At 30.5% G+C, this 26,341-nt stretch carries 27 protein-coding genes and 1 other RNA gene; 8 read left to right on the plus strand and 20 right to left on the minus strand.

Annotation, left to right across the window (positions count from 1 at the left end):
- Positions 1-86: 86 nt before the first annotated feature.
- Complete coding sequence (locus B6K90_RS00605) at positions 87-1,766, minus strand: formate--tetrahydrofolate ligase (protein WP_088010619.1); 1,680 nt, start codon at positions 1,764-1,766, stop codon at positions 87-89.
- Between the two features lie 182 nt (positions 1,767-1,948).
- Here B6K90_RS00605 and B6K90_RS00610 point away from each other — a divergent pair, with 182 nt between their 5' ends.
- Positions 1,949-2,302 (plus strand): permease, encoded by a 354-nt coding sequence (locus B6K90_RS00610; RefSeq protein ID WP_088010620.1) that lies wholly within the window; start codon positions 1,949-1,951, stop codon positions 2,300-2,302.
- 173 nt (positions 2,303-2,475) lie between these two features.
- On the opposite strand, the gene B6K90_RS00615 is transcribed toward B6K90_RS00610, so the two are convergent.
- From B6K90_RS00615 to B6K90_RS00665, 11 genes are all read right to left on the minus strand, one after another.
- Complete coding sequence (locus B6K90_RS00615; protein ID WP_088010621.1) at positions 2,476-3,246, minus strand: oxalate:formate antiporter; 771 nt, start codon at positions 3,244-3,246, stop codon at positions 2,476-2,478.
- 145 nt (positions 3,247-3,391) lie between these two features.
- Positions 3,392-3,775 carry a DUF3888 domain-containing protein gene (locus B6K90_RS00620; protein WP_088010622.1) on the minus strand — a complete coding sequence of 128 codons (384 nt, stop codon included), beginning with the start codon at positions 3,773-3,775 and terminating at the stop codon, positions 3,392-3,394.
- 173 nt (positions 3,776-3,948) lie between these two features.
- Entirely contained in the window at positions 3,949-5,076 is a 1,128-nt protein-coding gene (gene spoIIP / locus B6K90_RS00625) for a stage II sporulation protein P (protein WP_235821678.1), read from the minus strand.
- Between the two features lie 216 nt (positions 5,077-5,292).
- Complete coding sequence (locus B6K90_RS00630) at positions 5,293-5,733, minus strand: hypothetical protein (RefSeq protein ID WP_088010623.1); 441 nt, start codon at positions 5,731-5,733, stop codon at positions 5,293-5,295.
- A 218-nt stretch (positions 5,734-5,951) separates the two neighbouring features.
- Positions 5,952-6,836 (minus strand): TIGR03943 family putative permease subunit, encoded by an 885-nt coding sequence (locus tag B6K90_RS00635; RefSeq protein WP_088010624.1) that lies wholly within the window; start codon positions 6,834-6,836, stop codon positions 5,952-5,954.
- Between the two features lie 12 nt (positions 6,837-6,848).
- The gene (locus B6K90_RS00640; protein WP_088010625.1) at positions 6,849-7,730 is read right to left on the minus strand and encodes a permease; all 882 of its coding nucleotides are present in this window, start codon (positions 7,728-7,730) and stop codon (positions 6,849-6,851) included.
- Positions 7,731-7,799: 69 nt separating this feature from the next.
- Positions 7,800-8,741: a magnesium transporter CorA family protein gene (locus B6K90_RS00645; protein WP_088010626.1), complete on the minus strand. Its 942-nt coding sequence runs from the start codon at positions 8,739-8,741 to the stop codon at positions 7,800-7,802.
- Between the two features lie 186 nt (positions 8,742-8,927).
- Positions 8,928-9,113: a hypothetical protein gene (locus B6K90_RS00650; protein ID WP_088010627.1), complete on the minus strand. Its 186-nt coding sequence runs from the start codon at positions 9,111-9,113 to the stop codon at positions 8,928-8,930.
- Between the two features lie 68 nt (positions 9,114-9,181).
- Positions 9,182-9,784, minus strand: coding sequence for a DedA family protein (locus B6K90_RS00655; protein WP_235821695.1), 603 nt, complete (start codon positions 9,782-9,784; stop codon positions 9,182-9,184).
- 159 nt (positions 9,785-9,943) lie between these two features.
- Positions 9,944-11,578 (minus strand): peptide ABC transporter substrate-binding protein, encoded by a 1,635-nt coding sequence (locus tag B6K90_RS00660; RefSeq protein WP_088010628.1) that lies wholly within the window; start codon positions 11,576-11,578, stop codon positions 9,944-9,946.
- A 494-nt stretch (positions 11,579-12,072) separates the two neighbouring features.
- The gene (locus B6K90_RS00665) at positions 12,073-13,704 is read right to left on the minus strand and encodes a peptide ABC transporter substrate-binding protein (RefSeq protein WP_088010629.1); all 1,632 of its coding nucleotides are present in this window, start codon (positions 13,702-13,704) and stop codon (positions 12,073-12,075) included.
- A gap of 387 nt (positions 13,705-14,091) precedes the next feature.
- Here B6K90_RS00665 and pssA point away from each other — a divergent pair, with 387 nt between their 5' ends.
- Positions 14,092-14,826: a CDP-diacylglycerol--serine O-phosphatidyltransferase gene (gene pssA / locus B6K90_RS00670; RefSeq protein WP_088010630.1), complete on the plus strand. Its 735-nt coding sequence runs from the start codon at positions 14,092-14,094 to the stop codon at positions 14,824-14,826.
- A 316-nt stretch (positions 14,827-15,142) separates the two neighbouring features.
- On the plus strand, positions 15,143-16,081 hold the full coding sequence (locus B6K90_RS00675) for a metal ABC transporter substrate-binding protein (RefSeq protein ID WP_088010631.1): 939 nt from the start codon (positions 15,143-15,145) through the stop codon (positions 16,079-16,081).
- A 39-nt stretch (positions 16,082-16,120) separates the two neighbouring features.
- Here the strand turns inward: B6K90_RS00675 and B6K90_RS00680 are convergent, their stop codons facing one another.
- The gene (locus B6K90_RS00680) at positions 16,121-17,404 is read right to left on the minus strand and encodes an MDR family MFS transporter (RefSeq protein ID WP_088010632.1); all 1,284 of its coding nucleotides are present in this window, start codon (positions 17,402-17,404) and stop codon (positions 16,121-16,123) included.
- A 205-nt stretch (positions 17,405-17,609) separates the two neighbouring features.
- On the opposite strand from B6K90_RS00680, the gene B6K90_RS00685 reads away from it, so the two are divergent.
- A complete protein-coding gene (locus B6K90_RS00685; RefSeq protein WP_088010633.1) occupies positions 17,610-18,659 on the plus strand; it encodes a YkvI family membrane protein in 1,050 nt (349 codons plus the stop codon).
- On the opposite strand, the gene B6K90_RS00690 is transcribed toward B6K90_RS00685, so the two are convergent.
- The 4 genes from B6K90_RS00690 to B6K90_RS00705 all read right to left on the minus strand — a co-directional run bounded on the left by B6K90_RS00690 (position 18,656) and on the right by B6K90_RS00705 (position 22,187).
- Positions 18,656-19,024 carry a DUF3979 family protein gene (locus B6K90_RS00690; RefSeq protein WP_088010634.1) on the minus strand — a complete coding sequence of 123 codons (369 nt, stop codon included), beginning with the start codon at positions 19,022-19,024 and terminating at the stop codon, positions 18,656-18,658. The two genes, B6K90_RS00685 and B6K90_RS00690, sit on opposite strands and share 4 nt — an antisense overlap.
- 149 nt (positions 19,025-19,173) lie before the next feature.
- Complete coding sequence (locus tag B6K90_RS00695) at positions 19,174-19,551, minus strand: hypothetical protein (RefSeq protein WP_088010635.1); 378 nt, start codon at positions 19,549-19,551, stop codon at positions 19,174-19,176.
- A gap of 81 nt (positions 19,552-19,632) precedes the next feature.
- Complete coding sequence (locus B6K90_RS00700; RefSeq protein WP_088010636.1) at positions 19,633-21,798, minus strand: DNA topoisomerase III; 2,166 nt, start codon at positions 21,796-21,798, stop codon at positions 19,633-19,635.
- A gap of 164 nt (positions 21,799-21,962) precedes the next feature.
- A complete protein-coding gene (locus tag B6K90_RS00705; RefSeq protein WP_088010637.1) occupies positions 21,963-22,187 on the minus strand; it encodes a hypothetical protein in 225 nt (74 codons plus the stop codon).
- 302 nt (positions 22,188-22,489) lie between these two features.
- Between B6K90_RS00705 and cspD the strand changes: the two genes are divergently transcribed.
- Positions 22,490-22,687, plus strand: coding sequence for a cold-shock protein CspD (gene cspD, locus B6K90_RS00710; protein WP_056466512.1), 198 nt, complete (start codon positions 22,490-22,492; stop codon positions 22,685-22,687).
- Between the two features lie 170 nt (positions 22,688-22,857).
- The gene (locus B6K90_RS00715; protein WP_407920483.1) at positions 22,858-23,103 is read left to right on the plus strand and encodes a DUF2564 family protein; all 246 of its coding nucleotides are present in this window, start codon (positions 22,858-22,860) and stop codon (positions 23,101-23,103) included.
- Positions 23,104-23,819: 716 nt separating this feature from the next.
- Here B6K90_RS00715 and B6K90_RS00720 read toward each other — a convergent pair.
- Positions 23,820-24,005, minus strand: a complete 186-nt coding sequence (locus tag B6K90_RS00720) for a zinc-finger domain-containing protein (RefSeq protein WP_088010638.1) — start codon at positions 24,003-24,005, stop codon at positions 23,820-23,822.
- A 16-nt stretch (positions 24,006-24,021) separates the two neighbouring features.
- The gene (locus tag B6K90_RS00725) at positions 24,022-24,678 is read right to left on the minus strand and encodes a reverse transcriptase-like protein (protein WP_088010639.1); all 657 of its coding nucleotides are present in this window, start codon (positions 24,676-24,678) and stop codon (positions 24,022-24,024) included.
- Positions 24,679-24,814: 136 nt separating this feature from the next.
- Here B6K90_RS00725 and B6K90_RS00730 point away from each other — a divergent pair, with 136 nt between their 5' ends.
- Both B6K90_RS00730 and B6K90_RS00735 read left to right on the plus strand, forming a co-directional pair.
- On the plus strand, positions 24,815-25,195 hold the full coding sequence (locus B6K90_RS00730; RefSeq protein ID WP_088010640.1) for a reverse transcriptase-like protein: 381 nt from the start codon (positions 24,815-24,817) through the stop codon (positions 25,193-25,195).
- A 16-nt stretch (positions 25,196-25,211) separates the two neighbouring features.
- Positions 25,212-26,147 (plus strand): DMT family transporter, encoded by a 936-nt coding sequence (locus tag B6K90_RS00735; protein WP_167555237.1) that lies wholly within the window; start codon positions 25,212-25,214, stop codon positions 26,145-26,147.
- Between the two features lie 7 nt (positions 26,148-26,154).
- Here the strand turns inward: B6K90_RS00735 and ssrS are convergent.
- A non-coding RNA gene (ssrS, locus tag B6K90_RS00740) (6S RNA) lies at positions 26,155-26,336 on the minus strand.
- Positions 26,337-26,341: the final 5 nt, after the last annotated feature.

Here is a 26,341-nt window from a genome sequence, read left to right on the forward strand (position 1 = left end):
GTATTTTTTGTTCTTAACACTAACTCATACTGAAAAAACTCGCATCAAATGCGAGTATATTTTTCAGTATAAAGTTATTAAGTTAATTAAAACAATCCTTTTGGACGACCTAGTTCATCTACGTCCATATTTAATGCTGCCGGTTTTTTCGGTAAACCTGGCATAGTCATTACGTTACCTGTTAGTGCAACAATGAAACCTGCACCAATTGATGCTTTAAGCTCTCTTATTTCTACTTTAAAACCAGATGGTCTTCCAACTAAATTTGGTTGATCTGATAAAGAATATTGAGTTTTTGCCATACAAATTGGTAGGTTGCCCCAACCATTCTCATTAAATTCCAAAATTTGTTTTTTTGCTTTAGGAGAAATATTCACTCCGTCTGCACCATAAACTTCTTTAGCAATTTTTTCTATTTTATTTTCAATTGAATCAGATAATTCATATAAATAATTAAATTTTTCTTTATGATTTTTTAACATATTAACAAGAGATTCAGCTAACTCTACGCCACCTTTACCACCATGTTCCCAAACTTCAGTTAAGACGATCTTAATACCGTTTTCTTGTCCCCATTGTTTTAATACACTTATTTCTTCCTCTGAGTCAGAAATAAATTTATTAATTGCTACAACAACAGGTACATTGAATTTGCGAACTGTTTCCACGTGCTTTTCAAGGTTTTGAATTCCATCTTTAACCGCTAAAGCGTTTTCATTAGTCAATTCGTTTTTATTTACTCCACCATGCATTTTTAATGCTCTAATTGTTGCTACAATTACGACTGCATCAGGTGTAACACCTAAAGCTCTAGTTTTGATATTTAAGAATTTTTCTGCTCCTAAATCTGCACCAAAACCAGCTTCTGTTACAACATATTCCCCTAATTTCATAGCCATTTTAGTTGCAATAACACTGTTACAACCATGAGCAATATTAGCAAATGGACCACCATGAATAATTGCAGGAGTGTGTTCAATAGTTTGAACAAGATTTGGTTTAATTGCATCTTTAAGTAATAATGCTAGAGCTCCTTCTACTTTTAAATCTCCAACTGTTACTGGAGTTTTATGTATAGTATAGGCAACAACAATTCGTTTAAGTCTTTCTTTTAAGTCTTGAACTGATGTCGCTAAACAAAGAACTGCCATGATTTCAGAAGCAACAGTTATATCAAACCCATCTTCTCTTGGAACCCCTCCAGTTGGACCACCTAAACCGACAACGACATTTCTTAAAGCACGATCATTTAAATCAACTACTCTCTTCCAATTAATTCTACGCACATCTATTTCAAGTTCATTTCCTTGATGGATATGATTGTCAATAAATGCTGCTAAAGCATTATTTGTCGTAGTAATGGCATGGATATCACCGTTAAAATGCAAATTAATATCGTCCATTGGTAAAACTTGAGAATAGCCTCCTCCAGTTGCACCACCTTTAACTCCCATTGTTGGTCCTAAAGAAGGTTCACGTAACGCAACCATTGCATTTTTGCCAATTTTGTGGAAAGCTTGTGCAAGCCCAACAGTCACCGTTGATTTACCTTCTCCAGCTGGCGTTGGATTTATTGAAGTAACTAAGATTAATTTACCATCTTCATTATCTTTTAAACGATCTAAAATTGATAAAGACAATTTAGCTTTATAATGTCCATAGTTTTCAACATCTTCATCAAAAAGATTTAAATTATCTGCAATTTCACTTATTTTTTTCATTTCTGATTCAAAAGCAATTTCTAAATCTGACTTAACTTGACTCATCCACTCATCTCCAATTGCACTTCATTATAATCTAAATTATAGCACAATTTTACAAAAAATTCATTTTCAAAAATTCGAAATTTTTAATCACTTCATCCAAAATTACTAATACTTTCTACTTATTGATGGTACCAAAAGTTACATACTAAAGGTAAGGCATTAAAAGAAAGGAGTGTAATTTTATGTATCGTCATAAAAAGCATAAAGAACAAAAACGTAATCACAATTTACCAAAGGATCAAAATGAAGAGTATAGTGCAGAGTTTTATCCCACAAGGAATGTATTTTATTCAGAAACAACTTCAGATAAATCTCATACCACTGGTATTGTAATTGGATACGTAGCTCTATTTTTTTCACTATTTTCGTTATTTTTAATGCCTGTATTATTTGGGATCGTTGGAATTGCACTAGGAATATACGCTGTAACTAAAGGCCATTCGACTTTAGGTTATACAGCAATTGGGTTTGGATTATTTTCGGTTATTGTAACTATTTTCTATAATTTATTAATCGTATTAAGTGCAATTCTTTAAGGATAAATTGAAAAAAAGCAAAAAAAGACCTTTAAGGTCCTTTCAGAATTATTGTAGACTTCATCTACATACTGAAAGGACCTTAAATGCCCACTTAAATTCCCGCTGACAATTCACTTACTTAAGTAGTGTATCAACTTACTTAATTCACAAATCAATGACAATCAATTTCTTTAAACTTGAACGACAGACCATTCGTCATCTTTCTTTGAATAAGTTAAATTTGCAAAATGATTTGTAAGGTCACGATACTCTTCAACGTTTTCTAAAATTTCATCTACTCCAGAATAAAAATCAACTCGGAAAATTGGTATTTCGATTACTTTTCTATTTTCAACACGCTCACTTAAATCAATTATTAACCCGTCCTCCATTAAAGGATATAAAGTCAACATTAATTTAATATTGATTGGATTAATTTGTTTTGAACGATTAAATATATTTAAACTTCTTCTCTGAAGTTGTGTAATTTTATATGATATTACATTACAGAGCATAAAAATAAAGTCATTAGTTCGTTTATAATAAACCTTTTGATACATTCCATCACTAATGTTCATGTAAGCAAAAGAATTGTTTAATCTTGGTATAAATGGTTTTTGTAATGGTTCTTTTTTGTGAGCAAGATAAAGTAATTCTGCAATTTCTTTAGGCTCAAGCTCGTCTAAATCCGCTAATTCTTCAAAATCGATCCAACAAAGGTCATCATGTTCACTATGTTCTAAAATAAATTGATTAATATATTCTCTTTCAACATAATAAAAAGAGGAATTTAAATTAAATTCGGACCATTGAATATCGTGTTTTAGCAAAAGAATGTTTTGAAGAGGAAAAGGAAGTCCTTGAACAAACTCTTTATAATTTATGCCAGATGTTATAAAGCAATGATTATGGTTATCACCATAAATATAGATAATCTCCTTTATTGAATCAATTCCCGCCAACGATATTGCCACCTTTAAATTTTTTCTTTATCATATCATACTTTATACTAAATTTATCATCAAAAATGATAAATTTAATTCTTTTTACCTAATATATTTTTACATTTTTTACCAAAATTTCGCATGTCCTATCTCAAAAATACTACTATACTGGAGGTCTACATAAAGAAGTAGTTTTTGTTTGAATTGGTTCTTTAGTAACAGAGCGAATACTCCATTCACCGTCATCATTTGAAAAATTAAATTTTACAAGAGTGTATGGTGGTTGTTGATCTTGTTTATATGCAACTAATTGAATTGTTGCTCCAAATACGTATGTACCATTATATTTCTTTTTTATATTCGTTATTGACGCACAATTATATTGTTCTCCTGGACCGAACATTTTATATAAACGGTTATTTATACTAGGAAATAAGATTGATAATACCGCGTCTTCTAATACTTCATTTTGTACTGCAACTGCATTTGCTGGTTTTGATGTTGCAATTAAGCACATTAATAAAATGATTATAAATCCTCTTTTCATATCTAATCCTCCATCTTAGGTTTTTAACAATTTTCTTAGTATCTATTCTTTACAATTATCTAAAAGGATATGAAAGCGAGTTTAAAAGCATATGGATACGTAAAAGCCGGAGCAACGAAAAAGAAGACCATGAAAATTCTATCTTTTCTCGGTCTTCTTTTCAGTTAATTACACTACTGATGATCCCAATAGTATTTGCTTAATATATCTGAGAGCAAGTCGATTGTTCTATAAAGTTCAGGCAATGTATTATCGACTCCTCCTACTTCAATTAATATTGAGTTTGGAGATAAATCTTGGTTATAAACGCCATTTCCTTGTTTATAGTTTTTACTAAATATTCCTCTTGTTAAACCTTTGTTAAATTTCATAATTTCACTATTTAAATTTTTAGCTAACGCTAAGTTCTTTCTATAATTTTTGTTTTCTACTCCAACAATAAAGTAAAGCTTTGCGTATTTTTGACCATTAATCTCAGTAGTAGTCACATTTTTTCTTTGATCATCACGATGTATGTCAATAAGATAATTTAAATCCTTATCTTGATTAATCGCATCTTGTACAACCAACCTAGACATTTTATATGAACTTCCCCAATTCCAATTTCTTTTCGTTAATTCAGCTCCAATATTTGTTTTATCATCAATCGCACCGATTCCATTTGCTTCTAAATTGTTTTTCAATCGTTCACCTAATAAGCTAACATTTACTTTAGGAGACGAAGCTTGATTTGGCGACTTTGCACCTGGTATTAAAGGTAAAAATGATTCCCAGCTATGTGTGTGGTAAATAAAAAAGACATCTTTTCCATTTGTAGTTTTTGATGGTGGATTTGTTGGATTTTTAATTGGTTCATTCACTGGATCTTTAACAGTTGGATTTTGGTTAATTTCGTCGAGTGTTAGGCTTGATTCTATTGGAAGATTCGTAAAATCAATTCCTTCGCCAGCAACTAAGATATTATTTTCGAATTTTGTCATACTTGATATTTCATGTACTAATAAACTTTTTGGATCGTACAGTCTAATATTGGTAATAAATGAAAAAAGAATATTTGTGATAGGTTGTCCATTTTTATTTGAATCGTCACCTGACTTAAAATGACCATTTTCATATTCAAACGCTTTGATAAATCCTTCATAGCTCATTTTTTCGAACCATTGATGAACATAATATGATTTAGTATTTTTCATTGATGTTACGAATAAACTTGCTAACAAAAATAATAAGACAATGCCTACAAAGACACTTGCCGTTACACGTTTAAGATTAATAGATTTTATATATATTGATTGTCTCATTAAATCACCTCTAATAAAACGTATGTACAAGCCCTATAAAATAGAATTAAAAAATTATTAAATCCTATTAATTAAAGTCTACCTATTTAAAGGAGGTTGAGTGGAACTAACTCATTTATACTTTTTTTAGAATTTAGATTAGTAAAAAAGAGATGCCTTAAAAGACACCTCAAAAAAAGTTCGTAATTAAATAAGAGAAAAGCTTTTTTAAATAGATTACATATTATTATTGTTGCAGCGATTAAATGCTGTGAACGGGTTTACAACGCAACTATTTCTTGCAGCTTCTAATTGAGTTTCACAAAATGAGCTTGTTGCTGGTGATACCATACTGTTATTCATATTTCTATTTCTATTTCTTCTACATCCACCACGTCTATTATTACTCATATTTCTGTTTTCATTTCTGTTTTCATTTCTGTTTTCATTTCTATTTTCATTTCTGTTTGAATGACCATTATGCATACTTTCACTCATTACTCTGTCATTGTCATGATGCATACTTTCACTCATTACTCTGTCATTGTCATTATTTCTATGGCAATCACATTCATTACAAGGTCTACGAACTTCAACAAACTCTCTCATATCTCTTGCTGGTGAAACTTCTTCTCTTTCTCTTTCTCTTCTACGATTGCAACCACAAAATCCCCACATTTAAGAACACCTCTATAATTATTTATTGTACATTTATAACATACGTAGAAATTTAGATATTGAATGTGTACATGTCTATATATGAACAAGTTTTTTATATTATTTTTCTATTATTCATCTCATTTCGGTAAATGAAATTTCTAAAATTGTCATTTTTATAAGAAATAGTTAGTTGTTTATCTTAAAATTTTAAAAAAAATGAGCCAAATAGGCTCATTTTATTTGTTACGGTATACATACTCATCTTTTGGTGGTTGAATCTCCTTAATCTTAGTGACGTCTAAATAAGGAATGTTTACTTTAAATGGTTGATAGTACATTTGTTGTATATTACCAGTAACTTCAATCCATTGATCATTTTTTAACGTTTGCCCTTCAGGTAAATCAATTAGCAATCCATACACACCTGAATCGGCAACACAGTGAATAATTCCAAATCTAAATAAGAAAACTTGATTTTTATTTAATCCTTTTTCATGATAAATAAAGCCTTTATAAGTTAACTGCTTTCCTAAATATTTTCCCGGCTCATCGTATAATACTTCCATTCCTTTAAGAAAGTCATAATCATTTAGGACAATGCTTTTTTTATTTATATATTCTTTTGATTCTTCTTTTATTAATTTTTGATATCCTTCTTGCCCATAGTAGACACTTAAATCTGGCTTTAAATATTGCCTTTGCATAAAAGGATCATTATTACCCGGTTCTGAAACAGGGAAATGAAACCCTTTTGCTTGAACAATCGTAGAATCCAATGTTGCAACTGGTAAAAATATACCTGTAAACAATGGAAAGATGAAAACTATGCCATTTAAAAACTTTTTAAAACCTTTTGCTTCTTTATGAACATGTCCATGTACACAAGTATGATCACACGTATGATCATGATGGTGTCTATGGTCGTGGTCATGTTGTTCATCCTCATCATGACTCGTTCTTAAAGTATGAATTACTTGAATTAAAGTTAGAAATGCAAATAATATCCCAGCTGTTAGAGATAAATATGAGTATTTCATATTAATATATTTTGAGATCGTACCTTTAATATGCAATTGCATTAAGAAGAAGGTAAATCCTAATAGTACATATGCTCTTGCCATATCGATTCTCCCTTAAATGAATAATGTAGTGAAAAAGGTTAATACAATTACTAATCCGATAATAGTGAATACATAGCGACTTTTGAAATGTTGGAATAACATTAATGTATTTTTTATATCGATCATTGGACCAATAACCATAAACGCAACGATTGAATTTAAAGAAAACGTACTTTGGAATGAAGATGCTACGAATGCATCAGCCTCAGAACAAAGTGATAAAATAAAGGCCAATGCCATCATTACTAGAATACTAGCAACTTGTCCATTACCTATTTTCATTAAAGTTGAAGTTGGAATGAATGTTTGTACGAATGCTGCAATAAATGCGCCTAAAATTAAAAACTTACCCATAGAGAAAAATTCTTCTATAGCATGTACACAAACACTCCATAATTTTTTCTTAACAGGTATTGAATGATCAACTGGAATTGTTACTAGATCGTGTTTTAAAGGATTTTCGATTTTTAAATATGATAATACGATACCAATTATATAAGCAATTATCATAGCAGCTCCAGCGCGATAAATAACCATTTCAATATTATTACCAAAAGCAATAAAAGTTGCAAACAATACAATTGGGTTAATAATCGGCCCTGTTAACATGAACGCAACCGCTACATAGTGTGGAACACCTTTTTTTATTAACCTACTTACAATTGGTACAATTCCACACTCACATCCTGGGAAAATAAATCCCAATAAAATAGCTACTAATACTGCTTTATATCTATTCTTTGGTATTAATTTATATAACATTTCCTCAGTAATAAATATTTGAATGATCCCAGATATAAAAACACCAATTAAAATAAATGGTAATGCTTCGACTACAATCGAAATGAAGATCGTATTCATTTGTAAAAATGAATGATAAAAATTCGTACTCATAATCTCTCTCCCATGTACTTTTAAAAATGAAAACTCACATAACCTCCGAATGACCGGCGGCTTTGTGAGTTAAAAGTACCTTTTTTTCCAAAATATTAGTGCAATTGTTGTTGATAAAATTGCAGATATACCAATTACAATTGGAAACGCATGTGGTATTTTTGCTAATGGAATATTATCAACGTTCATCCCATAAAAACTTGAAACCATTGTTGGGATTGATAAAATGATTGTAATAGAAGTTAAAAATTTCATTACAATATTTAAATTATTTGAGATAACTGAAGCAAATGTATTCATCATTCCACTTAAGATATTACTATAAACTTCTGCCATCTCAATTGCCTGTTTATTTTCGATAATAACATCTTCTAATAAATCTTCATCATCTTCATACATTTTTAATATATTCCCTTTAAGGATTTTTTGCATGACAATTTTATTCGATTTAAGTGAAGTAGTAAAATAAACAAGACTTTTTTCAAGGTTCAGCATTGTAAATAACTCTTGATTTCTAGTAGATTGATGTAATTCAGCTTCAATTTCATTTGTTTTACGATTAATTTGTTTAAGATAACGTAAATAATAAGAAGAAGTCGTATGCAATAGTTGAAGTGCAAATCTAGTCTTTTTAAAAGTAAAAAATCCTTTTACTTTTTGGTAAATAAATCGTTCAAAGATCGGATTTTCACTTAAACAAATTGTCACAAACGTGCTAGATGAAATAATCATCCCGATTGGTATTGTATCAAAAATTGTGTGCCCATTATCATCATGAGCTACAATTGGAATATCAACAATAATTAGAGTGTGTTCCCCTTCAACCTCTATCCTTGAACGTTCTTCATCATCAAGTGGGTCTTTAATAAAATCTAAATCTAAGTCTAATTTTTGAACTAGATATTGAATTTCTTGTTCTGTTGGATTGATCGCATTGATCCAACAACCTTTCTCAATAACATCGACTTGATTTAGTTTCCCTTGTGCATCTGAAAGATAAAAATTTAGCATCTTAATTCACCTCTAATTCTAAAACAAAAACTACACAATAATAGCATACGAAACATTTATATATGTTTCAACCTTTATTAAAAAGAAAGTCTATTTTCTAATAATCAAGCGCTTTCATCCGTTATTTTAGTGAGCATTTATATTATTCACAAATAAAGAAAAAGGTCACTTATAGTGACCTATTTTTTAGTATCCGCTTTTATAAAAATAATGCATATCACTTAATTCATCAATGTATTGATAAACTTCTAACTGACTTTGTAATTGCTCTTTTGTATGTATTGAATAATCTTCCGTATTCAATTGATTTTGAACGTTTGAAAGAGTATTAGATAGATCAGATTTTAATGCATCATACGACATAGAATACATAAAATTCATCCTTCCGATTGAAATTTATCATATTATATGTAATATTATGTAAAACAAATCATATTTTTTTATTTTCTACCTTTTGCCACTAATTTTTTTATTAAAAAATATACAACAAATAGGGCGATCGCTATAATGATTAGCATTGGGGTATATGGAGCTAAAACTTCTTTAGCAGTTTCCCAGTTTTTACCTAATTTCTCACCTATTTTGATAAATAGTATAGACCAAGGAATGATTGCAAGAATTGTATAAAGTGTAAATTTACTTATTGGCATCTTTGCTAATCCCGCTGGAATCGAAATGGCATGTCTAACAACTGGAATAAAGCGAGCCGTAAACACTACTCCTACGCCATATTTTGAAAACCATTTTTCTGCTAAATCAAGGTGATGCTTATTTATTAGAATATATTTACCATATTTTTCAATGATTGGTCGACCACCAAAATAACCTAACCAATATAAAAATAATTGTGCAATAGTCCCTCCTATAACTCCAGCTACTAAAGCACCTGCAAAATTTATATGCCCCCCGGCTACAAGATAACCAGCATATGCTAAAACGATCTCACTCGGAATAACTTCTATCATTAATCCTAATGCTACCCCTAAATATCCTAATGATGCAAAAAATTCTAATATTTGATGTATAATATTTGTCAATAGGATCCCCCTCCCTTAAAAACAACTTGTACTACAATGATAATACATAGGAAGATAAAATATGTCAAAATAAAGCAATACCTTGATGAAAGTAACATATTACATATAAAAAAGGCTGTCCAAGTCAGTGATCTGACATTAGAACAGCCTTTTATCATTTCTTAATTATTTAATTACAACGTTTTTGTAAGAGTAATCTGGTCCGAATGCATGCTCAATTATTCCAGTTACTTTAGGCTTCATAACGTATGCAATCGCACGTTGGTAAATTGGAAGAATTGCTGCATTGTCTTGTACTAAGATTTTCTCTGCTTTTAAGAATGCATCAGAACGCTTAGTTGGATCTAATAAGAAATCTGAACCAGCTTGTGCGATTAACTTATCATACTCTGAGTTAGAGAATCCCATTTGGTTGAATGGGCTTTGACTAGTCCACATATCGAAGTATGTCATTGGGTCTTTGTAGTCTGGACCCCATCCACCGAATGAGATGTCATAATCTTTCTTAGTGTTTAAGTCTAATTGTTGTGCAAATGGAACTGATTTAATGTTAATTTTTAAACCTGGTAAGTTTTTAGTGAATTCACCTTGTAGGTACTCACTGATTTTTTTGTTAGTTTCAGTATCAGAACCTAATAATTCGATTGAAACATCTTTCTTACCGATTTCACTTAATCCTTGTTCCCATAATTTTTTAGCATCAGCTGGATCGTATTTTACAAGTTTTCCAGAAGCATCACGGAAGTCTTTACCATTAGCATCTAAGAAGTTACTTGGAGCTAAACCGTATAAAGGTACTGAACCGTTATTTAAGATTACGCCTGTGATAGCTTCACGGTCAAATGCTTCATTTAAAGCTTTACGGATGTTAACGTTTTTAAGAGCTGGATTTTTCGATTCGTTTACACGTAAGAAGAATACAGTTGGCTCTTTAGTTGTTCCGTAGTCAGGGCTAGATTTATATTTATCAACAAACTCTGCAGTTAAACCAGCACGGTCAACTTCACCAGACTCATATAAGTTTACAGCAGTTTGTGGATCTTTTACGATTTTAAAGTTAATTTCTTTTAATTTTACGTCTTTAGCATCATAATAATCAGGGTTTTTAACTAACTTATAGCTTTCATCATGTTTCCACTCTGATAATTCAAATGGACCATTGAAGATTAACTTGTCAGCTTCTAAAGCGTAATCTTTACCTTGAGATTCAACATACTTTTGATTTAAAGGTAAAAATGTTGGGAATGTTACTAAAGAATCAAAATATGGAATAGCTTTCGCTAATGTAACTTCTAAAGTTTTATCATCAACAGCTTTAACACCTAATTGATCAACTGGTTTTTTACCTGTAGTAACATCTTCACCATTTTTTAATACATTCATCATGAATGCATATTCAGAAGCATTTTTAGGATCTGCAGCTCGTTTCCAAGCGTAAACGAAGTCACCTGCAGTTACAGGGTCACCATTAGACCATTTAGCATCACGTAAGTGGAATGTATAAGTTAAACCATCAGCTGATTTATCAAATGATTCAGCGATACCAGGTTGTACTGCATCATCTTTACCTAATATGTTTAAGCCTTCCATGATGTTACCTAAAACGTTGAAAGATTCAGCATCTGTAGTAGTACTAGAATCTAAACCTGGCAGTTCAGCTGCACCTAGTAAGTTTAATACTTGTGGTTTTGCTTTTGCTGTTTCTTTTTTACCATCATTTGAGTTGTCTGAATTACATGCAGATAAAAGCATGCTCACAGCAACAGATAAAGATAGAAAATACGATACCTTCTTTTTCATTAGATTGCCTCCCCAAAATTAAACAATTAAACTTAAAAACTATTAAAATATTCAAACAATTTTTATTGTCCGAATAGTTAATAACTTTTAACCTACTTTTTATTTTACATACTTTTTAGAAAATATCAACAAAAAATCGACATTTTTTTCAAAAAAATTAATAAATTTAAATAAATCTTTACTTTTTTGTAATTAAAACCTCATTTTCGAAACATTTTTTGCATATTAAACCAAAACTATTAATAATTGCCCCAATTTCATTAAATGATTAAAGTAGGACATATATGTATATTTTTTTGTTTTAATAGAGTTAAAATTTTTTCAAGCTCAATTTTAAACAGTAACCAGCAAAACAAATTGATCCGTCTTAGACACCTATTAACATTTACTTTTAACTATCTCTTATAATCAAAAAAGAAAATAAACCCCTGAGTTTATAACAGAAAAATTCCTAAAAAAGAGAAGGGATCGCCCTTCTCTTTTTGTGGATACTATTATTTACCGTTAGATGCCCATTTGTAAGAGAAATCTCCGCCAAATTTGTGCGCAATAATACCTTTAACTGAATCTTTTTGTAAATATGCACGACCACGTTGGTAAATTGGTGAAATACCAGCTTCATCCATAATTACTTTTTCAGCTTCTACCATATCATCCCAACGTTTTTGAGGATCTGCTTCTTTCTTAGCAGCAGTTACAAGCTCATCGTATTTTGGATTGTTGTATGCCATTTCATTGAATGGGCTGTTAGACAAGAACATATCAATGAATGTCATTGGATCTGGATAGTCCGGACCCCAACCTGAGAATGAGAAGTCGTAGTCTAATTTTTTCTCGTTATCAAGTTTGATTTCAAACGGTTGTGGAGCTACAGTAATTTTTAAACCAGGTAAGTTCTTCTCAAGCTCACCAGCGATATACTCAGCAGCTTTTTTGCGAGTTGTATCATCATAAGAAAGCATTTTTAACTCAAATGTATCTTTACCAAGTTCTTTTTTAGCTTCTGCCCATAATTTTTTAGCTTCTTCGACATTATATTTGTTAAAGTCACCATTATGATCACGGAAATCTTTTGAATCTGGTCCTTTTACCCACTCAGAAGGTACTAACCAGTATGCAGGTTTAGAACCATCATTTAAGATTGAAGATGTAATAGCTGATTTATCGTATGCTAAGTCAAATGCTTTACGAGCTTTAGCATTTTTAAAGATTGGTAGTTTTTCATTGAAACGGAAAAATACTAAACGAGCATCTAATTGAGTTTTGTATTCTGGGTCATTTTTATATTTATCAACGTACTCAGAATCAAGCATTACTTTATCAATATCGCCGTTTTCATATAAGTTAACTGCAGCAGAAGTATCCTTAACTACATTATATTTAATTTCATCTAACTTAACTGTATCCTTGTCCCAATATTTTGGGTTCTTCTTTAATGTAAAGCTTTGCTCATGCTTCCAGTCACTTAAAGTAAACGGACCATTGTATAATTGTGTATTTGCTTCTAAACCATATTGATCTCCTTTAGACTCAACCCACTTTTGGTTTTCAGGTAAGTATGTTCCAAAAGTTGTTAATTGTAAGAAATAAGGAGTTGGTTGTTCTAGCGTTACTTGTAAAGTTTTATCATCTAGTGCTTTCACACCTAATTGGTCTTTTGCCATTTTGCCATTGAAAATTGCTTCAGCATTTTTCACATAGTATAAAATGAATGAATATTCAGATGCAGTTTTTGGATCTACAGCACGTTGCCAACCGTAAACGAAATCATTAGCAGTTACTGGCTCACCATTTGACCATACTGTATCACGTAAATGGAATGTATATGTTAGACCATCTTTACTAACTTCAATCGAATCTTTATTAGCAACTCCATCTACTACTTCGTCACCTTCTCCTAAACGAAGTAAACCTTCATTTACATTGTTTAAGACTTCAAATGACATTGAATCGGTAGTTTTTGCTGAATCCATAGAAGGAATCTCAGTAGTTGTAGTTAACCTTAATGTTTGCTTCTTATCTTTCTGTGAATTAGTTGCTGTTTTTTCTGTGTCTTTGCCACAAGCCGCTAGTACTGTACTTAGTACCAATAAACTTGAAACAGTTGTTGCTAATCTACGCTTCATTAGAGCACCTCCAAATATTAGTGATTATTCATTATATAATTTACTTATTTTTCTGAAAAATCACTTATTACTTTTCCAATATACTACAAACTTTTCAGAAAAAAAAGTATTTTTTTAATATTTAATTTGTTTTTTGTTAAAATCTCTTAAAAGATTAGTTCAAATTTCATACTTTTTATTAATTTTAGTGTAGTTCAATATGATTGTATTACTATTCACATATTTTTTTGCTGCAAAAAAATGCATTTTTTTTAAAATTCTATGTCGATTCTACAAACATTTTATGAACTTCATTATTAGTTTCCATTCTTGCTAAATTTTGGGTTATAATATAACTTATCAATTTGAACATATCTATTTTTTATATCAATTTTAGGAAGTGAATGTATGATAAGAAAAAGTATCCCAAACCTATTTACTTTAGGGAATTTATATTGTGGATTTTTATCGATCGGCTTTGCAGCTAAAGGAGAATTTAGAAATGCCGCAATTCTTATTTTAATAGGAATGATGCTCGATAGTATGGACGGTCGAGTTGCTAGAGTTTTAGGAGTCCAATCACAATTAGGAAAAGAACTAGATTCTTTAGCTGATATAGTTACTTTTGGAGTTGCACCTTCCTATTTGGTATTTTGTACACAATTCTCAACTGAAGGTATCTTTGGTCTAGCAATTGCTGGTTTATTCCCACTGTTTGGCGCATATAGATTAGCACGATTTAATGTGACACCGATTTCGACATCATTAAAATATTTTACTGGGGTACCAATTACAGCAGCCGGTGGTCTTGTTGCCTTTTTAACCTTATTTGGAAGTCGAATACCACAAATTGTCATCATTACAGTTTTCGTAGCATTAGCATTTTTAATGGTGAGTAGAATTAAAATTCCGAGTTTTAAAGATATTCCGATCCCTAAATATGCTACAATTATTACGATTTTTTTAGGATACGCATTATATCTTGTATGGCATGCTAAAAAAGAGCAGTGGCCATTCTTTATTTATATAGCAATTCCGCTATACATCTTCTTTATTTTCTTTCAATTTTTCAAAAGTAAAAAGAAGCAATCTAGTAATGAAAATAAGAAACCACGTAAATTCCGTTTAAAAAGAAAGTCTTAATAAAAAGTATGTTTTGATGCATTTTTTTCATCAAAGCATACTTTTTTTGATATTAATTGGTTTAAATTTCATTTTCCTTGCACATTAATAATTACTGTTCTATAATGACAAAGGATTAAATCGTATTAATTACGATTTTGAATATTTAATTAAAATTTATCTATGTATTTAATTGTCTAATAAGAATTTATTTATATTTTTTTAATACATAAAAAGGAATGATTACGAATTAATTAAACTATTTTAATCTTTTTCGTTTATTAATAACCTCATTGCAAAATACTAAAATGATTAAATTTTTTAGGGAGAGAAAAAAATGAAATTTAAAAAATTAGCAATCACGACTTTGCTATTAACTGGCGCAGTTCTTTCAGCTTGCAATAAAGACGCGCATCAGCAAAGTACTAAAAATAAAAATAAACTGACGATTTATACAACCATTTATCCTTTACAAGATTTCGCTGAAAAAATTGGTGGTAAATATGTTGATGTACATTCCATTTACCCTACTGGTGTTGATACTCATGATTTTGAGCCAACTTCAAAACAAATTGTAAAAATCGCAAACTCCGATTTATTTGTATACAATGGTGCAGGTATGGAACCATTTGCAGATAAAATCAAAGATACACTTAAAAATAATAATGTTGCGATCTTAGAAGCAACAAAGAATATTGAATTAATAAAGTCAAACGAAGAAGAAATTGAGGAAGATGAAGACCATCACGACGTTGATCCACACGTTTGGTTAGATCCTTCTCGAGCAGAAATTGAGGCACAAAATATTAAAGATGAATTAGTTAAATTAATGCCAAAAAACAAACAGTACTTTGAAGCAAATTATGATAAAATTGAAACTCAATTTGATGAACTTGATAATGAATTAAGAAATTTAGTTTTACATTCAGCACGTAAGGATATTGTCGTTTCACATGCAGCTTATGGTTATTTGGAACAACATTACGGAATTGAACAAATCCCAATCACAGGACTTTCCCCTTCTCAAGAACCATCACAGAAGGATTTAAAGAAAGTTGTTGATTTTGTTAAAGAACATCATGTCAAATATATTTTATTTGAAACGTTTGCTACACCGAAAGTAGCAACAGTTGTTAAAAATGAAACTCATGCAGAAATCTTAAGACTTAACCACCTAGCAACTATTTCAGAAGATGATTTAAAGAAACATAAAGATTATTTCGATTTAATGCAAGAAAATATAGACACACTAGATAAAACTTTAAATAACCGTTAAAAAGAGGACCCAACAAATTGGGTCCTTTTTTGCTACTATTTATCCTACCTTCATCTCATCCGAAATGGTTTTAGATTTTCTCTTCATCTCTTTAAACATTACTTCAAACAAATATGCTCCAATCAAAGCTAGTATCGAAATTATGCTAAATGTCCATTTATACCCAATCCACCCAGCTAGTGGAATCGTTAATGGTGCTATAGTTCGTCCAAGTGACCATCTTAAACCTGCTGCTGCAAAATACTGTCCACGTTGATTTTCAGGAGCAATTTTTGCAATAAATGAGTTTTGATTTCCTACAACTAATATCTCACCTAAAGTAAACATTGCCATTGCAATAAAAATTACATAGGCTGATAGTGTGAATCCAAACAATAACATAGATAAAGCATAGCAAACAGAAGATGCAAAAAATAAAAATCTTTCATTAAACTTGTTTGCAAATTTCGTTATTAAAACTGTAAATAATGCTACGATTAAACCGTTTTCGGCTATGATCCAGCTAAATAACGTTTCACTATTTGTCTTTAAAGTAAAATCTCCAAAATTAAATAATGTTTGAACCGGAATACTTTCTTTTATATAAACCGCTAGTAATAAATCTAATTGAGTAAAAGTTTGAGAGATTAATATACCAGCTGCAACAAATAAGAAAAAAACCTTATCAGTAAAAATAATACGATAATTCTTTACTTGTTTAATTAAAACTTTTGAAATAGAAGCTTCCTTTTCTTGTCTTACAGAGTCTGGTAATGACTCCTTAATTAATAGTAGAATCATAAATGCAACAATTAAAAAAATAAATGAAGATGTGGCAAATAATAAAAATCTCGATTTGAAAAATAAAATCCCACCTATAATTGGACCGATCACAACATTAATATTAATCATTGTATAAAAAACCGCGAAGACTAAGTTTCTTTCATCTTTATCTTCAACTGTATCTGCTACCATAGCCGAACTTGCTGGATTATATAGCATTCCAGTGACACTAATAATTGCAAACCCCAAAAAAGTTAGCCATGGAGAATTTAAAATTGGTGAATTTGCAATTGTTAATAAAATCATTCCTCCAGCTTGAATAAAAGCTGAAATTACCATCATTCGTTTTCGGCCATACGTATCAGCCAAATATCCACCAATTAAATTTGCAAATACTCCAACAGCTTGAGAGCACATTAGTAAGAACCCTGCTGTCACTTTTCCCAATTCTTCAGCAAAATAAATTGCTAAAAAAGGTAAATACATCCAAAAGAATAATCCAAAGAAAAACTCAGCAACGAGTCTTACCTTCATATTAAAATTCCATTTAAGTATATTCATGCTGTCCGTCCCCCTAACTTACTCACTTTAACATAATTAAAAAATTGCGTAAATTGAATTTTAATTGGGACTTCCTTCGTACTACTAAGAAATCTTTATCAATAGCTTCCTTTAATTGATCTGTTAATAAACTTTTACTTACAGAGCATGTCTATTTTCCTAATATGTATCATACAATTTAGTACTACGATTAGGAGGACTTCCTATGAAATTCAACTTTAGTAAAGAAGCTCGAAATATAGCCTTTACATATGTCGGAACAGTGATTGGAGCAGGTTTTGCTACGGGTAAAGAAATTGTAGAGTTCTTTTCAATTAACGGGGTATATGGTGCAATGGGGATTGTTTTTGCCACTATATTATTTTGTTGGTTTGGAACTAAAATTATGACAATTGCTCATACATATAAATTAAATTCTGCTCAGCAATTTAATGTACTATTATTTGGAGAAGTCGGAGGAAATATTATTAATGGGCTATTATTCTTTGTTTTAATTGGCGTTACAAGTGTCATGCTGTCGGGTGCTGGAGCTGTATTTAAAAATTACTTACATTTTGATTCTTTTATCGGTTCAATATTTTTTATCATTTTGACTTTTATTGTTTTAAGAAGAGGGACAAGTGGTTTATTCAGTCTAAATAATACAGTAGTCCCAATTATGTGTGCTTTTATCGTCGCAGTTTTCATCAATTCACATTTACCATTTACAATGCATGAAATAACACTAGATCACATTTTACCTTCTATTAATACGCTTAACTTCACAGTGTTTACGAAACCAATAACATATGTTTGTTTAAATATGGCATTGGCTCAGGCTGTTTTAGTTCCTATTGGTTCTGAATGCAAAGAAAAATCTTCAATTATTCAAGGCGGAGTATTAGGTGGTTTAATATTAGGTACTATTTTATTACTAATTCACCTAAACGTTTCAGGTGTAACTAATTTTCAACAATATGAAATTCCAATGGTTGAAGTAATCAAAAAAATCCATCCAATTTTTTATTACTTTTTCCTAATGGTTATTTTAGCTGAAATTTTCACAACATTAGTTGGAAATATATATGGGATGTCTAGACAAATCAATTCATACATCCGATTAAATACAAATATAGTCGTTATTTTATTATTAATAAGCTGCTTGTTTATTAGCATTATTGGTTATGGACCACTATTAACATTCCTTTACCCACTTATCGGTTGGATTAGTTTTCTTGTAATCCTTACCTTACTAAAACCTAAAAAATCATCTTAATCGCAATCATCGCAAACTTCATAATATAAACCAAATTCAATGTGTAACTTTGGCTTCCATTGAATCTTAAACATCCTACTTTGCCAGCGTTCTAATACAAATTGAATTGAATTTTCATCATGATCGTTTATTAAAATCATTTGATGAACTTGTATGCTTTTTACTGAGAAGCGATTATCATTTTCGATATACCAATCAATCGTTAATTCATCGTATTCATTTATAATAAACTTAACATACGTGCTCGGTTTATCTTTCAGACTAATCTCACTATAGATCCCGTCGTCAGTCACAATAATCGGATATTCACCTTTATCATTTTTCTCTAATTTTATATGAAAGGTATTTTCTAAAAAACAAATCATTATGTCACCTTCTAATTTATGATATGTTGATAGTTTAACAAATAAAGACAGGAAAAGACAGGAATATGCAGGTTTAAGGGCATGTTAAGCTGGAAGTTTGTTTTCACATTGAAAAGGATTACTCCTAATTAAATGAGTAATCCTTCTTTTTATTTTCGATTGTATAAAGCTTTATATATAGACCATATATTTCTTCTTTCTTTCATTAAACTAATGAATTCCGGTTTACATTCGTCTAAACTGGTTAACGCTATAAGTTCGTTATTTTTCCATTTTGTTACAATACCTTCTGTAGTATAAATTAAGTATTGGTATTCTAGATAACTTCCTAACGTTGATAAGCTTATTTGTTCAAAAATATTTTCTGCAAAACTGTTAGAAAACGATACATATACCGGCCTAGTCCCTACTCGATCCAGGTCAAGAACATGTACAATTTTCCGATTACAATCTATACATAATGAATAAACGGAAGGAACAATTCCACCAGTTAGAAAAACTTGTTCATTGCTATAGAATTCCTTCACTATAATCCTCCTATTATCATTGTATATAAGTATATGCAATAAGAAATAGAATTGACTAGTTAAATTACATTATGCCTCACTTTATTTAATGGAATTTTGAATAAACATAATCTTCCCTGCTTCACTAAATTTTAAAGAAGCTTCGAATTCTTTACCATCCTTTGAAAATCCTTTAATAACTTCTGTAGTCTCACCGTTTAATAATTGTTTCATTAATGCCTTTGTAATTGTTTTTCCTAATATTTTTTTAGAAATTGTAACTTCACATTTTGTTTTTTGGAATTGATCACAGCCATAAAATGATCCTTTATCGATCATTTTTCCACCGCATTTAATACATTTTCCAACACTAGTTGATTTTTTCTTTGGACCAAACTTCGAATTTTGCATCTCTTCAATTTTAAACTCTGAAAAATTCCATATCTTCTCGTTTTCGTAAGCATCAAGAATTATTTTTTCGGTTAATTTTTTAGTTTGTTCCATAAACTCAAGACTACTTGCTTTTCCGTCTCCAATTTCACTTAATCTCTGCTCCCATTTTGCAGTCATTTCAGGTGAAGTTAAAATATTTTCCCCTAGAGCATAAATAATAAGCTTTCCTTTATCCGTCGCGAAAACTTGATTTTTCTTAACTTCAATATATTTTCTATTTTTTAAAGTACCTATTATACCAGCTCGAGTTGCCTCAGTACCAAGTCCTTCAGTTTTATTTAGAATTTTCGTTAATTCTGGATTATCTATATGTTTTCCGGCCGACTTCATTAATGTTATTAATTGTCCCTCTGTATATCTTTTAGGTGCTTGAGTTTTCTTTTCTTTTACCTCTACTTTTTTAACAATTCCTTCTTGCCCATTTTCAACAACGGGTAAATTTTGTTCTTCTGTATTTTTTTCTTTTGATTTTTCGAATATGACTTTACGCCAACCTTCTTGAACCATTATTTTCCCTTTTGAAATAAAAGTCGCTCGTCCGTCTACTAACGTATGAATTGTTGTATAGTCAAAAATAGAATTAGGATAATGTGCACTAATTAAACGATTTACAATTAGTTCATATATTTTCATTTCCTCATCATTCATTTTATCGATATTTGGTACTTGTTCAGTAGGGATAATTGCATAGTGGTCAGTGACCTTTTTCTCATTAACGAAGCGACTATTATTTATTATAGATTGATTAGGCAGAGGGAAGAATTTTGAAAATTGCTCAATATTTTCAAGTTTCTTCAATATATCTGGGAGCATCATTGCTTCTTCTTTCGTAATAAAACTTGAGTCTGAACGTGGATATGAAATATTCCCTTTGACATAAAGTTTTTGTGCGATCTCGAGTGTTTTTTGTGGTGAAAATTTATATTTACTGTTTGCATCAGCTTGGAGTGCCGATAAATTATAAAGAAAAGGTGGTTGAAACTCTTTTCTTTCTTGTTCTATATCAGTAATTTTTACGATTTTATTTTCACAAAAGCCAGCTATTTTTACTGCTAATTCTTTTGACATAATTTTAGACTCTGTTTCTTTATGCCATTTTCCAAAAAACTTTTGCTTTTCGAACTGAAATGTAGCAAAAACCTCCCAATAAGGTTCGGAATTAAACTTTTCAATCTCAAGTTCTCTTTTGACAATGAGAGCTAAGGTTGGTGTTTGAACCCTTCCTAACGAAAATACATCTTGAATTCCTTTTTTTTGTAAATGTAATGAATAAACTCTTGATGCATTCATCCCAACTAACCAATCAGCACATGCTCGGCTATAAGCCTCAAAAAATAAGCTTTTTGTTTCACTTTCATCTAATAGTTGACTAAATCCTTTTTTAACAGCATTTTCTGTTAATGACGAAATCCAAAGCCTTCTCATTGGTTTTTTATTTCCAGCTAAATTTAAAATAAGGCGAACTATATGTTCTCCTTCCCTTTCACAGTCTCCTGCAAGTATTATTTCATTAACCTCATCTACGTGAACTAAATTTTTTATGATTGAAAACTGATCCCATTTTCCTTTTGATACTTTATGTCCAAAGCGGTTAGGTATAATTGGTAAAGTATTTAATGACCATTTTTTCCATTTTTCATCATATTCTTCAGGTGATAATAACTCACATAAATGCCCAATTGCCCAAGTTAAATAAGCACCTTTAGGAAAAAACTCGTTTGGTTGAATGACTAAGAAACCTTTTTTCTTTTGAAACTTAAAAGGCGCTGCAAGCTTTAAACCTTGATCAGGCTTTTCGGCAATAATTAATTTCATTTTCTTCCTCACAATTTAAACTAATTTTTATATCACTCTATATGTTAGATATAGTTATTATATAACTTATGTAATCGTAGGGAAAGAAGGAAGAAACGCAAAAGGCAGTGCCAAAAGAATTCATTCTCTTGCACTACCTTTTCTTCTCTACTTGATTTACTCTTTTAACTACATACTGGATTACGTGGTATTTGTATAAATTCTATTTCTTCTAAAATTTTAATTCGTTTCGTTACAATTACAACATAGTTAGCTGTCCATATATATTTAGGAAAGTTATTTTCATCGACCATCATTGCTTGAAATGTATCATTCATCATTTCCTCAAATTTTACTTCTGTAATTAAATCATTATCAATTTGAAATTCAATCCATTCACAATGAATCATTTTCATCTCTCCGCTCTTTATAAAGTGAAATCAAGATTGATTCTTAAAAGTAATTTGAAACACTTTCTATGTTTGTAGTATAGCATGTCCTTTTCTATTTGTGAATTATTTCACAAATAGATATTTAACTTTTTATTTTATTATGAAATATATATGATAATTGAATGTATATTTTGATATTAAGCGCTTACTTGACTTATATTCTTAATAGTTGTATATTAATTTCAACATTTATTATAATAATATTAATAAATGGAAATTCTTTCGCGCTTCATGTGCAATGTTTTAGGAGGATAAGAAAAATGCAAGGAAAAGTAAAATGGTTCAACAATGAAAAAGGTTTCGGATTCATCGAAGTTGAAGGTGGAGACGATGTATTCGTACATTTCTCAGCAATCCAAACTGACGGATTCAAATCTTTAGAAGAAGGTGCTGAAGTTTCTTTTGACATTGTTGAAGGTAACCGTGGACCTCAAGCTGCTAACGTAGTAAAGCTATAATATAAACTTGACTACATAGAGGACTGATTAATCAGTCCTTTTTTTATTTTTTATAAAACTAAGAGATCACAAAAAGAATTATTTAGTTTACTGAAACAAAAAAATCCTCTCGCTTTTCATGATTCCTATTTTATTTGGGAATACTACGAAGTGAAATAAGGAGGGTGATTATGTCAAACTTTAATAATTTTGAGGATGTAGAAATGAAAGTTAAAGCTGCTCAAAGACTTGTTGGTTATGCAACAATGAGCATGGACGAGCAACAATTAACAGATGCAACAACAGCAATTAATCAAGCAAGAGAACAACTTGAAAAGATGAAAGGTCTTGCTACTGATTTAGATGATGAATTTTTAATGAAACAAGAAGAAGACTTAACGCAAGTAGAGCAGCAATTAAGAGAAGCTCGAATATAATGAACAAGAAGGTACTTTCATTAGTACCCCAGGCTGTCGAAAAGGTCGACAGCCTTTTATTTTGGAAATCATTCAAATACTGAATAATTATTTCGTCAAGTTATTCAATATCATAAAGGATGTATTTATCACTTTTAGCATGTCGATGTATTCTTTTCCTTTACTCTAATATAGAAAGGTAAAAGTTAGAGCGCAATTTCAAAAGAACTGAATGGACTTTACTGTTGAGGCTCGGTTATATAGGAGCTACAGAACCAGCTTTACTTTCATCAGTAGTTCAAAATAAAATATTTTTTTATGTGAAAGATCATTTTTTTAACCTGAATTAAGAGGATAATAAAAAAGAGTGTAGAGAATATTAGGGAGGTCTCTACACTCTGAAGATATACTTAAATATTACCTATTATTCATTTTCAAATGAAAGTCAATAATGCAGTAATATTTGGTAAACATTCTTTATCAAGAAGTATTTATTTTGATATTGGGGTTCTATATTTAATTTTTAGGTCTTGCTAATAATTTTAAGATTAATTTTTTTATTTGAGAAATTGATTGGAATGAAAGGACGCTCGACTCCTGTGGGATTAGCGGGAAGGCTGAGACCCCGCAGGCGCGCCGAGGAGGCTCAGGTCTCGCCCCACGGAAAGCGAGCATCCTGTAATGGAAATCAACATGATATTACTCATTTATTTACCAAGTTCTATTTAATATTTAAGTTAACAGTCAGAAGTTAATTGCTTACCGATCGTTTTTATTTTCTCTCCAATAGTACATTTATTAATACAAAATGATTGAGCGAATTTTTGGCTATGGTCTTTTCTAAAATGTTTATAGACAAAACAGCCATCGCAATACGTCTTCATTAAAGTATCTATTTCTTCCAAGATTTCTTTGCGTTCCAAGATTCATTTCACCTCTTCATGTAACTTCAATTGTACTTATTATCTTATTCCCTTTAAGTGCTTGCGTTGCTAGATTATGAGCTTCTTTATTATCATTACGTTTAATAAGTTCTAATTGTAAAGTTAATTTTAAGTTTTTACATTTTCGTTCAATTCGATTTATGAATCGTTCATGTTGTTCTTCAAAACAAGGCCAATCTCCATTTAACTGATTAATGACAACTTGTGAATCCCCTTTAATGTCGATTGTTTGACCTGTAATATTCATTTCCTCTAATAGTAGGATTGCATTTTCAATAGCAGCAAATTCCGCTTCATTATTTGTCAATAAACCATCTAATTTTTCATTAAACCTTTTTCGATAGTTTTTACCATTTTGACTAAAGTATAAGCATACACCAATTCCAGACATAGATGTTGATAGATCAAATCCACCATCAAAAAATATTGAAATATTATGTGGTTCTTCTTCGAGTTCTTTTAAGTATTTTATTACTTGTTTTTTTGTCCACTCTGTGTCGAATTGATCTAAAAAGATGATTTCTCTTGTTCTACCTGTACTTTCAAAATCTTCAGCTAAAAGTAGTGCCTCTTTTATTTGTAACCATTCAGTTTCAAGCGTAATTTGATATTTCTTTTTTGTTTGATACTTCCAAATGATCTTTAACTTCATCCGACACACCTTTTCTATCGTTTATTTTAGACTACAGATTATGGTTGAATATAAAATTAATTCATTTCATATTTTAAGTTTTCATTTTTTTGAATATATACTAAAATGGTACATATATAAGTGTTGGAGGTTTACTATGATCGAAGTTTATATTGACGGAGCTTCCAAAGGAAATCCCGGTCCATCAGGTGCTGGTATTTTCATAAAAGGAATTAAAGAACCTGTTTTTTTAAGTATTCCATTAGATTCAATGTCTAATCATGAAGCTGAGTTTCATGCATTACTACTTGCACTAGATTATTGTGTCAAAAATAATTTAACAATTGTTTCATTCCGTACAGATTCAAAAATCGTTGAAGAAAGTATTGATAAGAATTATTCGAAAAACGATTTGTTTATTCCTTTATTAGAGAAATCACTTAATTTAATTAATCAACTTGATCTTTTCTTTATTAAATGGATTCCATCAAGCGCAAATAAGGTTGCTGATGAACTTGCTCGAAAAGCCATAAAATAAAAAAGGAATGGACGATATGAAAAATAAATTAATCGCTTTTTCTTCTCTACTCTTTGTGTCCTTCATTTGGGGTTCTTCGCTTTTCATTGTTAAAGAAACACTTAAGTTTGTCCAACCATTTACTTTTAATGCATTACGATTTATTGTAGCTGCAATTGTATTATTTACAGTTCAGACTTTATTAAATCGAAAAAATAATAAAAGATATCGTGGGAAAGCTGGTTTTATTTTCCCAGGTATCGTTATAGGGTTATTTTTATTTCTAGGTTTTGTATTTCAAACATTTGGATTACATAATACTTCTATATCTAAATCAGGTTTTATAATAGGTATTAGTGTAGCGATTGTTCCTTTTCTTTTATTCTTTAAATATAAGAAAAAGCCTACCTTACGGGAAAATTTATGTGCAATTATTGCATTCATCGGATTATTTTTATTAACTCTATCAACAAATTCTAAGTTTAATTCCGGTGATATTATTTCCTTTTTCAGTGCGATTGCATTTGCTCTTCATATTATTTATTCAACAATCTACTCACCTAGTTATAACTCACTACAACTAGCAACTGTACAAATAACTTTTGTAGGTTTAGCCTCTTGGACATTTGCTTTAATCTTTGAGGATTGGCAGGTTATTTTCAATCAAGAATTATGGACAAATAAATTTTTTGTATTTTCGATTCTATCTACTGCAATTTTTTGTACCGCTGCGGCTTTCTTTATCCAAATGTTTGCCCAACGTACAATAAGTGCGACAGAAGTAGGAATTATTCTCGCAACCGAGCCAGTTTTTGCAGCGATTACTGGATATTATTATGGTGGAGAAAGACTACAAGAAATCGGTTTAATCGGTTGCAGCTTAATATTAATTTCAACAATCGTGACTCAAATTAGAACTAACAAAAGTAAAAAGCAATTATATAAAGAAGAAAAAACCATTCACAAAATGTGAATGGTTTTTTTTTCCCGCAAATGCCGTTATTCATTTATGTCTAAGTAAACCGAACTCCAAGGTGGATGTCCTCACAAGTAACGCTCATCCTCCTATATGTAGGCACGATGTTGTTACTTAAATATCGGTCTTCCGGTATACAAATCATTGGTTTAAGACATAAACTGACAACGCACACAGCAGGTTTTGTTTAA

This window comes from Gottfriedia acidiceleris (genome assembly GCF_002128425.1).
GTDB lineage: Bacteria > Bacillota > Bacilli > Bacillales > Bacillaceae_G > Gottfriedia > Gottfriedia acidiceleris.